A 14,539-nucleotide genomic window follows, 5' to 3' on the forward strand; every position below is an offset into this window, starting at 1 on the left:
CCATTTCGTGGCTCATCAAACAACATCGACCAGGAGAAACACAATGAATAAACCATGGCTGAAGGCAATCGCGGCAACCGTCGCTTTGTCCGCCACGCTCGCGACGGCGAGCGCGCAAGCGGCGGATGCACCGGGCGTCGCGTTCGTCTATCTCGGCAATCCGGGCGATGCAGGCTGGACCTTCGCGCACGACGCGGGCAGCAAGGAAGCCGAAGCGAAGTTCGGCGACAAGATCAAGATCACGCGCGTGGAAAACGTGCCGGAATCCGCCGACTCGGAGCGCGTGTTCCGCGATCTGGCAAACAAGGGCAACAAGGTCATCTTCGGCACGAGCTTCGGCTATCAGGACTTCCAGTTGAAGGTGGCGAAGGATTTCCCGGACACGATTTTCCTCACGGCCACCGGCTTCAAGAAGGCCAAAAACTTCGGCACATATGACGTGCGGATGTATCAAGGCGCGTACTTGGCAGGCGTCGCCGCCGGTTATGTGACGAAGAGCAATACGTTGGGCTTCGTGGCATCGGTGCCGATTCCCGAAGTGGTCCGCAACATCAACGCGTTCACGATGGGCGCGCGTTCGGTGAATCCGAAGGTCCACACGAAGGTCATCTGGATCAACAGCTGGTTCGATCCGGGCAAGGAAAAGCAGGCTGCCGAAACGCTGATCGGTCAGGGCGCGGACGTGCTCTTGCAGAACACCGACTCGAACGCCACGCTCAACACCGCGAACGAGAAGCACGTGTTCGCCTTCGGCTGGGATTCGAACATGAAGAAGTTCGGCCCAAACGCGCATTTGGGTTCGGTGGTCGCGCACTGGGGCGTGTACTACAACGCGGTCATTCAGCAAGTGCTCGATGGCAAGTGGAAGAACGACCCGGTGTGGCTCGGCATGCCGCAGAAGGCCGTGGACCTCGAAGACCTGAACAGCAGCGCGATTCCGCCGAAGGCCATGCAAGCCGTGTCGGCGAAGCGTGACGATCTGCACTCGGGCAAGTGGGATGTGTTCACGGGTCCGATCAAGGATCAGTCGGGCGCGGAAAAGGTGCCGGCCGGCAAGACGCTGACCGACCCGGAAATGCAGCGTATCAACTGGTACGTGGAAGGTGTGGACGGCTCATTGCCGAAGTAAGCCTCGCGAGCAGGCTGCGAAACGAAAAACCGCGCGTCGTGCTGCCACGACGCGCGGTTTTTAATTGAAGCAATCAGTCTTCGATACGCAAGCCGACCTTGATCGTTACCTGCCAGTGCTGGATCTTGCCGTCTTCGACATGTCCGCGCGTTTCCGTCACTTCGAACCAGTGAATGTTGCGCAGCGTCTTCGATGCCTTCGACAGTGCGACGCGCACGGCGTCATCGCTCGATTCCTGCGACGAGCCGGTGAGTTCGATCTGCTTGTAGACGTGTTCCGTCATGATGTTCTCCTTGTGAAAAGCATGGCGATCGCTCGGGGCGAACGGGTGCAATGCGAAATACTCGCGGTGTCGATGCAGCAAGGCGTGCGCCAACACACAGCCGACGCATGAAAGACGCGCGCCTCGCGAAAGAGCGAGGCGCGGGGGAAAACATCGAAGGAATTCAGCCGGGGGATCAGCGCAGCGGACGCGATGCGGCGTCGCCCGCATCCTGACGACGCGCGCCGCGCCGCCTGCGCGCCGAAACGGTCGCGCCGAATTCGCTCAAGATTTGCGTGCGAGCGCGGCTTGCAAACACGAGGAAGCCGAAGCCGTTCGCCTCGTACCAGTAGCCGCCGTTCTCCAGACCGTCGAGCGGCTGTTCGAGCGCATTCGTGATCGACTCCACGCAGCGCCTGTGCAGTTCGTCGATGGCGGGATAGGGCGGTTGAGCGCCGCGCACGCTGCATAGCAGGACATCGAGCCCTGGCAGCACATGCGCGTAGAGCACAGGCTCGTCCTGCGCGCGAGCGCGTGCAATTTTCGTATCGAGCTGACCGAACGGCTTGAAATGCCGCACCACGGCGAGGAAAGACTCGTCGCCATCAGCTTTCACACGTTTACGCTTTTTCGGGAAGGACATAAAAACTCGCCTGAAAAAGATTTGCAAGAAACGCAGCGTCCTCATGCGGCCACTCCCGTCTTGCGTGCCGCACGTCGATCTTTTATAGCGCATCGATGTGATCCGGTCACGGTGATTCGCAAACTTGAATGCACGCCGGGTTCTGCTACCGGTGCACACCCGTGGCGCACGAATCATGCCGATGACCGTTTGGCGGCCCGCTGGCATCCCTCTGAGCATCTATCTCAATAATAGTCCCGCTGCTGCCCTGTCGAACAGCCTAAAGAAAGAAAAAAGCGGGGGGGCGCACCAATTGACGGGTGGGTGCGCCCGAATGCAATGCGCTCACGCGCTCGACAAACCCGGCTTGCGGCCGTGATCGAATCAGACGCGCGGCCGTTTCAGCTCGTCGCGGATCTCGCGCAGCAGCAACACGTCTTCCGGCGTGGCGGCGGGCGGCGGCGGCGCTTCGGTGGGCTTGCGCAAATTGTTGATGAACTTGACCATCAGAAAGATGATGAACGCAAGGATGATGAAGTTGATCAGCACGGTAATGAACGAACCGTAGCCGAACACCGCGACACCCGCGGTCTGCAAGTCTTTATACGAATCGGGATTGCCTTTATAGCTGGGCGGTATCTGCCCCAGACGTATGAAAAGGTTCGAGAAGTCGAGCCCGCCCGTGGCCAGACCGACCACCGGCATGATCAGATCCTTCACGACGGAGTTGACTATCGTCGAGAAAGCGCCGCCGATGATCACACCAACGGCGAGGTCCATCACGTTGCCTTTGAGGGCGAAGTTCTTGAATTCGTCGATCATGCTCATGCGCGGCTTCCTCCGGTTGGTGTGAGACATTTTTTGCGAGCTAAAAGCGGCAGCAAGGGCTATGCCATTGATCCACAGACGAAACGCCATAAGGCGCGCGCTTCGTCTAGAGACACGAGCATGATAGTCAATTCGCTCGATGAACGTGCGCGCGGCGCGCGGGACATGCCTTTCAGGTCGTGCTCACGTGACCAACGCTGATAGCCGCGCAGAATGCCGCGTGATCCGCGACGGTCTGTGCGCCGTAGCGTTCGGCCCAGCTTGCATAGGCGGCGTCGAACTTGTCGGAGGTGCCGCAATAGCCCGTGATCAGCGCGGCGTCGCCCGTGCGGGCGTGCGCGCGAGCGAGCAGAAGGCCGAGACACCACGCGTAGAAATCGAAGGTCGCGCCATGCAGCCAGTCGACCGGAATGGAGCCGCGAATTTGCTTCATCTGGCGTACGTAGAAATCGCGCCCGGCGATGGTCGTCCAGCCAAGCAGCGCATCCGACGAACTCTGCATGAGCCTTTGCCCTTGCACGACGCGACGCCCCTGATGCTGCTGCGTCTCGTCAAGCGGCGCGACGAAGGGCGCGGCGGCCGGCACGATGCCTTCCTTCACCTGGATGAACAGCGGGTCGCCGAGCGCCCGGCCGAGCATGAGCACGAGGTAGGCGCGCGTGCCGACACTGCCGACGCCCACCACGCGATGCGCCACATCGGCGACTTCGTAGCGTTCCAGCATGATGCGCCATTCGCCCGCGATGGTTTGCAGATACGGCTTCAGGCCATCGACCACATGATTCTTTTCGGCGGCGTCGAGGCGCGTGAGAATCGGCGGATCGACCTTGAAGCGCCAGCTTTTGCCAGCGGGTTCGGCGACCTTGGCGAGCATGGTCGCGTGCGAACGCTTCATCGCGCGCTCGACCGTTTTAGTGATGGTTTCCTTCTCGCTGGCATTGAGCCTGGTCGGCGCGTCGATGTGGAGGGCGCTTGCGTATGAACGCATTTGCCAGAGATCGTAGGGGCTCACCTGCCAGAGCGAAGCCATGGACGTGCGATACGCCGCGCATGCCGAACGCACCGCGCGCTCGCGACCGCTCGCATCAACGCCATTTTCGCGCGCCGCCACGTTGATGCTCGCGGTGAGGCGCTTCAGGTCCCACTCCCACGGACCGACGAGCGTTTCGTCGAAATCGTTGAGGTCGAACACCACGTCCTGACGCGGCGTGCGAAAGAGTCCGAAGTTATTGATGTGCGCGTCGCCGTCGATGATCACGTTGTGCCCGATAGAGGGCGACTTCGCCAGATCCCAGGCCATGACCGTGGCCGACCCGCGCAGGAACGCGAACGGCGACTCGGCCATGCGCGCCATGCGCAGCGGGATGAGCCGCTCCTGGCGGCCGGCGTTGACGGCGAGCACGCGCTCGACGGGGTTCGGCCGGTTGGCTTCGGGCTGCCAGTCCGCATGGGCTTCGAAGGGCACGGCGTCGCGCAGCGCGCGGCCCTTGGCGCGGCTTTCCTCGGCCGTGCCAAGCGTATCGGATGATGTCGATGCCAAGGAGTTCGGGCGCGTGGGCAAGCGAATTCTCCTTCAGACGCTTACGCGCCGATAGTTTTTACAAGGCACGCCCACTCACTCGGTCGGCGTGTCGATCTAATCTTGCGCCGAAGCAAGCATCACGCCGGAGGAGCCTGCGTGCGCGTGGGCACGCGATGTGCTCACTCATGTCCGCTGGAATCGCCCAACGCGACACATCATCCCGACGCTTTACGCGTCACTCTATTCGAACTCATCATCTCATGCCGAACGAACTCCGCATTGCCGAGGGCTCTCCCTTTCCGCTCGGCGCGACCTGGGACGGAAAAGGCGTCAACTTCGCGCTGTTTTCCGCCCACGCCACCAAAGTCGAGCTGTGCCTCTTCGACGAAAAGGGCGAGCAGGAGACGCATCGCATCGAATTACCCGAATATACCGACGAAGTCTGGCATGTCTACATCAACGACCTGGCGCCCGGCGCGGTCTATGGTTATCGCGTGCACGGACCGTACGAGCCCGAAGCGGGTCACCGCTTCAATCCGAACAAGCTGCTGCTCGACCCGTATGCCAAGGCGCACGTTGGCGAACTAAAGTGGGACCCCGCCGTGTTCGGCTATACGCTCAACGCGGAAGGCGACGATCTCACCTTCGACGAACGCGACAGCGCGCCCTTCATGCAGAAGTGCCAGGTCGTCGATCAGACGTTCTCGTGGACGCACCCGACACGTGGCCGCGTGCCTTGGGAACACACGATCTTCTACGAGACCCACGTGCGCGGCTTCACGAAACGCCATCCGGCGATTCCCGAGCATATGCGCGGCACGTTCGAAGGGCTCGGCCAGAAGGAAATCGTCGATTACATCAAGAGTCTGGGCGTAACGTCCGTCGAACTGATGCCGATCCAGGCGTTCGTCAACGACAGCTACCTGCTCGACAAGGGACTCACGAACTACTGGGGCTACAACACCATCGGCTTTTTCGCTGCCGATCCGCGCTTCTTTGCGCGCGGTTCGGGTGCGATCGCGGAGTTCAAGGAGATGGTCGACCGCCTGCACGAAGCCGGCCTAGAAGTGATCCTCGACGTGGTTTACAACCACACCGCCGAAGGCAACGAACGCGGGCCGACGCTGTCGTTCCGGGGTATCGACAACGCGTCGTACTATCGGCTGATGCCGGACGAGCCGCGTTACTACATCAACGATACGGGCACGGGCAACACGCTCAATCTTTCGCATCCGCGCGTCTTGCAGATGGTCACCGACAGCCTGCGTTACTGGGTGACGGAAATGAACGTCGATGGCTTCCGCTTCGACCTCGCCACCATTCTCGGACGCGAGACCTATGGATTCGACGAAGGCGGCGGGTTCCTCGACAGCTGCCGTCAGGACCCTATCCTCGCGACCGTGAAGCTAATTGCGGAGCCGTGGGATTGCGGTCCGGGCGGCTATCAGGTCGGCGGTTTCCCGCCGGGCTGGGCGGAATGGAACGACCGTTATCGCGATACCGTGCGCGGTTTCTGGAAGGGCGACGAAGGCGAAGCGCCAGAACTCGCCACGCGCATGACCGCGTCGGGCGACAAGTTCAACAAGCGCGGACGCCGTCCGTGGGCGAGCGTGAACTTCATCACGGCGCACGACGGCTTTACGCTCAACGATCTCGTCTCCTATAACGACAAGCATAACGACGCGAACGGCGAAGACAACAAGGACGGCCATTCGGACAACAAGTCGTGGAACTGCGGCGTGGAAGGTCCGACCGACGATCCCGAGATTCGCGCGCTGCGCGAGCGCCAGAAGCGCAATCTGCTCGCGACGCTCCTGTTCTCGCAGGGCACGCCGATGATCCTGGCCGGCGACGAATTCGGCCGCACGCAAGAGGGTAACAACAACGCGTATTGTCAGGACGACGATATCAGCTGGGTGAACTGGGATATCGACGACGAAGGTCGCGCGCTTACCGAGTTCGTCCGCAAATTGACGACCTTGCGTCATACGCTGCCCGTGCTGCGGCGTCAGCGCTTCCTGACGGGCGAGTATCGCCAGGATCTCGAAGTCGCGGACGTTAAGTGGCTTAGTCCGGACGGCCAGGAACTGTCGGACGAGCAATGGGGCGACCCGAACATGCGCTGCTTCGGCATGGTGCTCGACGGTCGCGCGCAGGCGACGGGCATTCGCAAACCGGCATCCGATGCGACGTTGCTGCTTATCGTCAATTCATATCACGATGTCGTGGATTTCAAGCTGCCTGATATCCCGGGCTCAGATCAGTGGAGTTGCCTCATCGATACGAACGCGCCGATTCGCGAGGAACTGGAAGATTTCGACTCGGGCAACGTGTATCAGGTGACGGGGCGTTCGCTGCTGCTGTTGGCCTTGCATGCGCGCGGCGCGACGCGGCGAATCTTCAAGCGACTGGAAGAAGCGCTGACGGATGACGTGCCGCCCGATGCGCCGGAAGACAAGCCGGCCGCGTGAGGAATGAGATGACCTTGCGTAGTGACCGGACGCAAGCGGTTATCATGCAGTTCCCTCGATGACGACGAGGCGGCGGCGAGCCGCCTCTTTTTTTAACCATGCCATTTCGCTTCTTTTTCCCTGTGCGGTTGCATGAAAGACTTCGCGCGACGCTTGGCGCATGATGCTGCAAGCGTTGATGCGCGTTGCAACGTGGGATCAGCTCGAACGCATTTGGGAATTCGTGGTTGGGTTCTTCAAGTTCTTGTGGGCGTTATTGCGGTTTTTGGGTGGCGGGGGGTGAGCCTTTTGCGTCCCTGATGGATTGAGCTTTTGCGCGGGCTTATGGCAGCAACACTCGTCGATGTGCCGGACTGGGTCGGTCTCCATAGCTGCTAATGCTCGAAATATCGAGCTTTAGCGCACGCTCCACATGCTGAACGTTACGGCCGAAAAGCCAAGCGAGCGCCCCCAAAAAAAACCCCGCACGAAGCGGGGCTCATAACGCCAGTTTCAAACCGCGCGAATCACGTATCGCGCCAGCTATCATCCGTGCTGCCGAGGTCTACGCCGCCACCGCCATCGCTCCAATCGTTCGAGCCGTTGCCGAGGTCGAGACCGCCGCCGCCGCCGCCACCATTGCCGAAGTCCAGGCCGCCGCCGTTGTCGTTGCGACGTTCCACCGGCACGTCACGCTCGATTACGCGTTCTCGTCCGTTCGACAGCGCTTCGCCAAGCAGAACGCCAGTCAACAAACCGCCCATGCCGCCGCCGAATCCACCGCCGCCTTGCTGAATGACGACCGGCGGCTGTTGCCCTTGCTGCGGATACGGACCTTGTTGAGGATAAGGCCCCTGCGGCCCGTAAGGCTGCTGCTGCCCGCGCCCGAAGCGCTCCGCTTCTTGCGCATACGCCGACTGTCCCTGCGCCGCGGCCTGGGCAGCGTTCGGGTCGGGACGGCCTTCGGCGCGCGCCTTCAAACTCGCCACCTGATTTTCCAAATCCTGAATCGCATACGGCGGCACGGGGTTTTTGGCATCCGACAACGCCTCGACCATCTCACGCAATTGCGTCTCGGCGCCTTCCACTTCCTTTAGCAATGCCTCATGCCCAGGCGTCGTGGAAAGCCGGACGTCGAGCTTGAGCGAACGCACTTCGTTCAGCAGTTCGGTCGCGCGCTTGAGTTGCGTGCGACGATCGTCGTCGGCGCGGCCATCGTCACGGACGCGGGCGCGCTTCATTCCCCAGCGCAGCACGAGCGCAATCGCACCGATCAGCACGATCAAGCCGATCCACATGCCGATCGACGGTCCATGTTTCTGCGGCGCGACCTGTGCGCCCTGATTGAACGGATTGGTCGCGACCTCGCCGGTCGAACTGCGCGTCTCGTTACCGGCGTTTGGGCTGATGCTCGCGCGATTCGCATCGGCCTGAATGCGCGCCTGCGTTTCGTTGAAGCGCGCGGGCGTCGTGAAGCCAAGCGCCGGATCGATCGACTGCGCCTGTTGAAGATGCGAAAGCGCGTCGCTATAGCGGCCTTCGCGATCGAGCACCTGCGCATAGAGATAATGCGCATGAGCATTCTTCGGATGCGCGTCGAGCACTTCGCTCAACTGCGAATCGGCCTTTTGCCAGTTGCCTTGCGTCATCGACTGCTCGACTTGCTGCGCGGTGGGCACGGCGAAGGCGAGCGGAGACGCAACCGACAGGCAAAGGGCCAGGGATAGCGAGAGCGCAAGAGCCGACAGAGTCTTTTTCATGTTGCAGGCCGGGCGCGATAAGCACCCGTCTCCTTTCTGAGCTGCAATCGGGGAAAGCGAATGCTTGCATGCAAGCGCGATTCCCGCTGATTCGTCCGGCGCGCGCGCGAGCCGCCAGGGCCGCGCCGCGCACTGACGAACATATTACTGCGCCGGCGTATTCAACTGCTTCTTCAGCGCTTCGAGACGGTCTTCCACGGACGGACCGCGATTGAGCGCCGCGAGTTTGTCATCGAGCGCCTTGCCCGACTTCTGATCCGCCGAATTCAGGCGCGCGTCCGAGCGCGCGTTGGCCAACTGCACCTTGTCTTCGAGCTTCTCGAAGTCTTCGGACAGATTCTTTCCGCCGATGCCGCCCAGCGCGGTCGCGGCCGTGTCTTTCGCGGTGGCGATCTGCTGCTTGGCCTGCAGAATGTTCGAGCGCGCGTTCAAGTCGTTGCGACGTTGACGCATGTCGTTGATCTGCTGCTTCAAATGCTCCACCGAAGGCACGAGTGTCTGCAATTCGCCGGCGAGGGCATCGCGTTCCGTTTCGGCGTTGGCTTGCGCGGCAAGGGCTTCGCGCGCGAGGCTTTCATCGCCGGTTTGCAGTGCGCGCTTCGCGCCGTCTTCGTACTTCTTCGCTTTCTCGGCCGCGACGTCGCGCTTGCTCTGCTGCGTGGCGACCTGCGCCTCGATTTCGATCAACGAGTTCTCAGCCTTGGCGATGCTGTCGTCGAGCTCGCGCACGATCTGCCGCGCATCGCGCGATGGGTCCTGCATGGTGTCGGCTGCGTCGTTGAGCAGACCTTTGACCGTGCGCGTGATGGAATCCAGAAGCGACATGTATTTCTCCTTGATGAAGACCGCGGCATGCAAGCCCGCGCGGCTCGAATGTGAGGCGCATGGCGCAGGATTGCAAGCGTCGTTGACCAGCCGATGACGACCGGGTTTACCCCGCTTATTAGAGCATGCCGCGCCTTAATCGGGGCTTAAGCAAGGTGAAGGAGTGTAACGTCGTGCAAACGAACGAAGCGGAATACAGCGCGTGCTTCAGTTGTCCGCGCGGCCATCGTCGGTTAGAGAGGCATCGTCGTCCAGAGGTTCGTCGGGACTTGCGGATTCGTCGGGCACAGGAAGGTGCGCAGGCTTCGCGGCCGCGCGCTTCGTGGCGCTTGCCGCTGCTTCCCGCGCCTCGCGGGCCGCGGCCTTGGCGGCGACGCTGCGCAAGGCCACGGTCAGTGGATCGGGCGCCTTGGGCGCGCGCAGGCGATCTACGATACCCGCTGCCTTGATCTGCTCGCTCGTCGCGTTGAAGTTGAGCACTGCACGCCGCATCAGCTCGCTCACGCTGATGCCGAGCTGATCCGCCGTGTTGCTGATGGCGAGTTTCTGCGCCGGGGTCACGAAAACAACGATGCGTTCGGTAGGCTTGGTCGTCATGAGCAGCTCGCAAACAGTAGGGCGGTTGTAAGCGCGTAAGCGCGTACGCACGAGTGAGCGCTTGAACCGCGTTCCCTATCATCAAACGGCACGACTTCTTTACCGCAACTTCTGGCGCCACTTGAAACCTGAGCGGCTTAAAACCAATCATATCGGTTTCGCGGGCTCGCGCGTGCGGCCGCGACCGCATGGCGACGATCCTCGAGCATTTCGCAAAACTGCTCTGCGATCAACCACTTGGCTATTTTCTCATACGGTTGTCCACAAGGCTCTCAACACTTTCGGTGGATAACCCCGGTGCAACCCCGATCGTTTCCGCCGAAGACCGGGTTTCGGGCGCCACATCGGCAATTACTTACAAAAAATCGCGACGGGTTTTGTAGTGTCGCCTGCGAATTCTTTAAAATGCGCTGTTATTCACGGTTACCCGTCCCATGCGGTCGAAGCCGGCCTGCCCATTCGCTTGGTCCCGTCTTTCTGAAAGTGCTCAGGCGCTGACATACCCAAGGCGCCACAGAGCGCGCGCTTCGAAGCGCGCGGAACGATCCCAGTCATGCCTATCATCAAACGACCCGACTCTACGAATTCATCGCGACTGAATCGCGAACCTCGCTGGAACGACTCATCCAACGATGCCGGCGGCGGCAATGGACGCAACGGCGGCAACGGACGCGATGGCGGCAATGGCGGCAATGGCGGCAATGGCGGCCGCAATGGAAAGAATGGCCGCGACGGGCGCGATTCCCGACGCTCGCCGCTCGCGCGCGTCGCGCTGTGGTTGGCGGGGCTCGCGGCTATCGGCGTGGTGGTGGGCGGGCTGATCGTCGGCTATGCGCTCGTCGTGATGGAGCCGAACCTGCCTTCGCTCGATGCGCTGATCGACTATCGCCCGAAAGTGCCGCTTAGGGTCTACACGTCGGATCACGTGCTGATCGGCGAATTCGGCGAAGAGCGCCGCAGCCTCGTGCGTTTTCAGGACATTCCCGACCAGATGAAGAAGGCGGTGCTCGCCATCGAGGATTACCGCTTCTACGATCACGGTGGCGTCGATTTCATCGGCATTCTGCGTGCGGGCGTGAGCGACATCACGCACGGCGGCGCGTCGCAAGGCGCAAGTACGATCACCATGCAGGTCGCGCGCAACTTCTTTCTGTCGAGCGAAAAAACCTATACGCGCAAGATCTACGAGATGCTGCTCGCCTACAAAATCGAGCGCGCGTTGACGAAAGACCAGATTCTCGAGTTGTATATGAATCAGATCTATCTCGGCGAACGCGCCTATGGTTTTTCCGCCGCGGCGCGCGTGTATTTCGGCAAGGACCTGAAGGACATCACGCTTGCCGAAGCCGCCATGCTCGCCGGTTTGCCGAAGGCGCCGTCGGCATATAACCCGGTGGTCAATCCGAAGCGCGCGAAGGTGCGTCAGCAGTACATTCTGAAGCGCATGTTCGATCTGCACTTCATCTCGCGCGAGCAATACGATCAGGCGGTCGCCGAAGAACTTCGCACGAAGTCGGGTGGCACCGAATACGGCGTGCATGCGGAGTACGTCGCGGAAATGGTGCGGCAGATGATGTACGCGCAGTACAAGGAAGAAGCGTACACGCGCGGCCTGACGGTCACGACGACCATCGATTCCGCCGATCAGGACGCGGCCTATCGCGCCGTGCGCAAGGGCATCATGGATTACGAGCGGCGTCACGGTTATCGCGGGCCGGAAGGCAGCATCGCTCTGCCGGGCAACGCGGACGATCGCGCCGAAGCCATCGAGGATGCGCTCGTCGATCATCCGGACAACGGCGAACTCGTCGCTGCCGTGGTGACCGTGGCGAACGCAAAGCAAGTGGTCGCGCAATTCGTCGGCGGCGATACGGCCACCGTTTCCGGCGAGGGCCTGCGTTTCGTCGCGGCCGCGCTGCGCAACAATGCATCGAAGGCGCTTGCCATCAAGCCGGGTTCGATCATCCGGCTGGCGAAGGACGCGAAGGACACGTGGCAGATCACGCAATTGCCGCAAGTGGAAGGCGCGCTCGTTTCGATGGTGCCGCAGGACGGCGCGATCCGCGCGCTCGTCGGCGGCTTCGACTTCAACAAGAACAAGTTCAACCACGTGACGCAAGCGTGGCGTCAGCCGGGCTCGAGCTTCAAGCCGTTCATCTATTCGGCCGCGCTCGACAAGGGCTTGGGACCGGCGACCATCATCAACGACGCGCCGCTGTACTTTCCGCCCGCATCGCCCGGTGGCGACGCCTGGGAACCGAAGGACGACGATCAACCCGACGGCCCGATGTCCATGCGCACCGGCTTGCAGAAGTCGAAGAACCTGGTGTCGATTCGTATCCTGTCGTATATCGGCACGAGCTACGCGCAGGACTTCGTCACGCAGAAGTTCGGCTTCGACAAGGACAAGACGCCGCCGTATCTGCCGCTCGCGCTGGGCGCGGGACTCGTCACGCCGTTGCAGTTGAGCGGCGCGTACTCGGTGTTCGCGAATGGCGGCTATCGCATCAACCCGTATCTGATCGGCGAAGTCGCCGATGCGCGCGGCAGCGTCATTTCGCGCGCCGATCCGCTCACGGCCAGCAAGAACGCGCCGCAGACGCTCGAACCGCGCAACGCTTACGTCATGAATAGCCTGTTGCATACGGTGGCGACGGCGGGCACGGGTTCGGGCACCAACGTGCTCAAGCGCAGCGACCTGCAAGGCAAGACGGGTACGACCAACGACGCCAAGGACGGCTGGTTCGCGGGCTATCAGCATCAGCTCGTCGCGGTGGCGTGGATGGGCTACGACCAGCCGAAGACGCTGGGCAGCCGCGAGTTCGGCGCGCAGCTTGCGTTGCCGATCTGGGTCGACTTCATGGGACGCGCGTTGCGCGGCATCCCGCAGGAACAGATGCAGCGGCCCGACGGCGTGACCACCGTGGACGGCGAACTGTTCTATGCCGATCGCACGCCGGGTGCGGGCTTCGTTGCGAGCATCGGCATGGACAACGTCAATCCGACAGCGGGCGATACCAACACTACCGGCGGCGTCGGCCCGGCGGGCATGCAGGCGCCGCCCGCGCCGCAAGTCACCACCGATGAGCGCAAGCAGATCATGGATATGTTTAATAAGCCGTGATGGGTAAGGCAGGATAAAAAAACGCGCCGTGGTTCTAAACGAACCCGGCGCGTTTTCTATTGGTGACGGTGCTTCAGTTACCGACCGTCGCCGCGGACTTCACCGCGCAACTCACATCGAGCGTGCTCTTGTCCGCGAAGCTGAACGTGAGCGGAATCGTCGAGCCGATCTTGAGTGGCTTGCCCGGCTGTTCGAGCATCACGTGATAACCCTTCGGTGCGAACTGTAGCGTGCCATGCGCGGGGACCTCGACGGAATCGACGGGGGCCATCGTCGCGGTGCCGCTTTTGGTATCCGACTTGTGCATCATCGCCATGCCGAACGCGGGGGTATCGACGCCCGTGAGCGTGACGGCTTTGTCGCCATTGTTGGCCAGCGTGAAGTAGCCCGACGAAGGCAGGTTCGGCGGCATTGCGCGAACCCAGCAATCGCGCGCTTCGAGCGGCGCGGCATGAGACAGCGTCGCGAAAGATGCGCACGTCAGCGCGCCGAACAATACAGCGATTTTCTTCATTGCTTTCTCACTTGACCGTGAAGTTATAGTTGCCCTGCGTGCGATGACCATCGGCGGCGACAGCTGTCCATTGCACTTTGTAGACGCCCGGCTGCAAGTCGTAGAGTGCGACGCTCATGTGCTTTTTGTCTTTCGTATCGACGACGGACTTTTCGGTGTTGACCCGCTTGCCCTGACCATTGGTCACGGTCAGTTTGCTGAAGGTCGGTTCGAGCGCTTCGCCGAAGTCGATCGATACTTCGTGCGGCGCGTTGACGGTCGCGCCAGGGCCAGGCTGTTGCAGCTTCGGCAGCGCGTGCGCGAACGCAAACGACGCGGATGCGAAGAATGCGCAAGCCAGCGCGCCGCGAAAGGCGGGAAGGGTACTCATGATGCATCCTTGAAATTTTCACGCTTGCCGCGCGAAGCGCGCAAACGCGAGGTATGGCATGTCGGAAGAGGGGGACGCGTATCAGGCGAGAGCAGGCGGCGCGCGAGGCAGCGCCACGCCAGGCGGCATGCGATGCGGCGCGGTGCTGTTTTGCTTGGCGACGAAAGTATCGTCGGCCAAAGTCGATGCCGCGAAGCCATGCGGCATCGATGGCGGCGTAGGCGCATGCGCAAGCAGGTCGCAATATCCGCACGCTTGCAGATGCGAAAGAGCGTCATGGTTCGCGTGCGATGCGGTATCGCCCGTATGCGCGATGCCATTCGAGCTCGACGTGCATATGGACGAGAAGAGCGCTTCGACGCGCTTGCCATCCAGCGTTTGCGATACGAGCGGCGCGAACGAAAGCAGCAGGATCGCGCATAGCGCAGCGAACCCGCTTAAGGACGGTCTGCAGAACACGGTTTAAAATGCCTGTGCACCATGTAGACGTTGGAGCAGTTTTTTTATCCAGCTCGGTCCATCAATGACAGAGGCGA

13 protein-coding genes are annotated in these 14,539 nt (G+C 61.6%); 3 read left to right on the forward strand and 10 right to left on the reverse strand.

The window, feature by feature from the left end; all coding sequences use genetic code 11:
* Positions 1-43 precede the first annotated feature (43 nt).
* Positions 44-1,129 (forward strand): BMP family ABC transporter substrate-binding protein, encoded by a 1,086-nt coding sequence (locus QCE79_RS05875; RefSeq protein WP_244825289.1) that lies wholly within the window; start codon positions 44-46, stop codon positions 1,127-1,129.
* Between the two features lie 73 nt (positions 1,130-1,202).
* Here the strand turns inward: QCE79_RS05875 and QCE79_RS05880 are convergent, their stop codons facing one another.
* The 4 genes from QCE79_RS05880 to QCE79_RS05895 form a co-directional block, all read right to left on the reverse strand.
* Positions 1,203-1,412, reverse strand: a complete 210-nt coding sequence (locus QCE79_RS05880) for a dodecin (protein ID WP_244825288.1) — start codon at positions 1,410-1,412, stop codon at positions 1,203-1,205.
* 175 nt (positions 1,413-1,587) lie between these two features.
* Positions 1,588-2,079: a hypothetical protein gene (locus QCE79_RS05885; RefSeq protein ID WP_244825287.1), complete on the reverse strand. Its 492-nt coding sequence runs from the start codon at positions 2,077-2,079 to the stop codon at positions 1,588-1,590.
* A gap of 318 nt (positions 2,080-2,397) precedes the next feature.
* Positions 2,398-2,841: a large conductance mechanosensitive channel protein MscL gene (mscL, locus tag QCE79_RS05890; RefSeq protein WP_244825286.1), complete on the reverse strand. Its 444-nt coding sequence runs from the start codon at positions 2,839-2,841 to the stop codon at positions 2,398-2,400.
* A gap of 172 nt (positions 2,842-3,013) precedes the next feature.
* On the reverse strand, positions 3,014-4,402 hold the full coding sequence (locus QCE79_RS05895; RefSeq protein ID WP_309842624.1) for a DUF2252 domain-containing protein: 1,389 nt from the start codon (positions 4,400-4,402) through the stop codon (positions 3,014-3,016).
* A 221-nt stretch (positions 4,403-4,623) separates the two neighbouring features.
* Here QCE79_RS05895 and glgX point away from each other — a divergent pair, with 221 nt between their 5' ends.
* Positions 4,624-6,834, forward strand: coding sequence for a glycogen debranching protein GlgX (gene glgX, locus QCE79_RS05900; RefSeq protein WP_250492328.1), 2,211 nt, complete (start codon positions 4,624-4,626; stop codon positions 6,832-6,834).
* A 506-nt stretch (positions 6,835-7,340) separates the two neighbouring features.
* Here the strand turns inward: glgX and QCE79_RS05905 are convergent.
* The 3 genes from QCE79_RS05905 to QCE79_RS39305 all read right to left on the reverse strand — a co-directional run bounded on the left by QCE79_RS05905 (position 7,341) and on the right by QCE79_RS39305 (position 9,995).
* Complete coding sequence (locus QCE79_RS05905) at positions 7,341-8,573, reverse strand: tetratricopeptide repeat protein (protein WP_309842627.1); 1,233 nt, start codon at positions 8,571-8,573, stop codon at positions 7,341-7,343.
* 144 nt (positions 8,574-8,717) lie between these two features.
* A complete protein-coding gene (locus tag QCE79_RS05910; RefSeq protein ID WP_309842630.1) occupies positions 8,718-9,398 on the reverse strand; it encodes a PspA/IM30 family protein in 681 nt (226 codons plus the stop codon).
* 207 nt (positions 9,399-9,605) lie between these two features.
* On the reverse strand, positions 9,606-9,995 hold the full coding sequence (locus QCE79_RS39305; RefSeq protein ID WP_250509063.1) for a plasmid mobilization protein: 390 nt from the start codon (positions 9,993-9,995) through the stop codon (positions 9,606-9,608).
* Positions 9,996-10,548: 553 nt separating this feature from the next.
* Between QCE79_RS39305 and QCE79_RS05920 the strand changes: the two genes are divergently transcribed.
* A complete protein-coding gene (locus tag QCE79_RS05920) occupies positions 10,549-13,119 on the forward strand; it encodes a penicillin-binding protein 1A (RefSeq protein WP_309842633.1) in 2,571 nt (856 codons plus the stop codon).
* A 73-nt stretch (positions 13,120-13,192) separates the two neighbouring features.
* Here QCE79_RS05920 and QCE79_RS05925 read toward each other — a convergent pair whose 3' ends face one another.
* The 3 genes from QCE79_RS05925 to QCE79_RS05935 all read right to left on the reverse strand — a co-directional run bounded on the left by QCE79_RS05925 (position 13,193) and on the right by QCE79_RS05935 (position 14,462).
* Complete coding sequence (locus QCE79_RS05925; RefSeq protein ID WP_250509061.1) at positions 13,193-13,633, reverse strand: copper chaperone PCu(A)C; 441 nt, start codon at positions 13,631-13,633, stop codon at positions 13,193-13,195.
* Between the two features lie 7 nt (positions 13,634-13,640).
* Positions 13,641-14,003: a copper homeostasis periplasmic binding protein CopC gene (copC, locus tag QCE79_RS05930; protein ID WP_309842638.1), complete on the reverse strand. Its 363-nt coding sequence runs from the start codon at positions 14,001-14,003 to the stop codon at positions 13,641-13,643.
* An 81-nt stretch (positions 14,004-14,084) separates the two neighbouring features.
* The gene (locus QCE79_RS05935; protein WP_309842640.1) at positions 14,085-14,462 is read right to left on the reverse strand and encodes a DUF2946 domain-containing protein; all 378 of its coding nucleotides are present in this window, start codon (positions 14,460-14,462) and stop codon (positions 14,085-14,087) included.
* Positions 14,463-14,539 lie beyond the last annotated feature (77 nt).

It is taken from the genome of Caballeronia sp. LZ003, assembly GCF_031451465.1.
Lineage (GTDB): Bacteria > Pseudomonadota > Gammaproteobacteria > Burkholderiales > Burkholderiaceae > Caballeronia.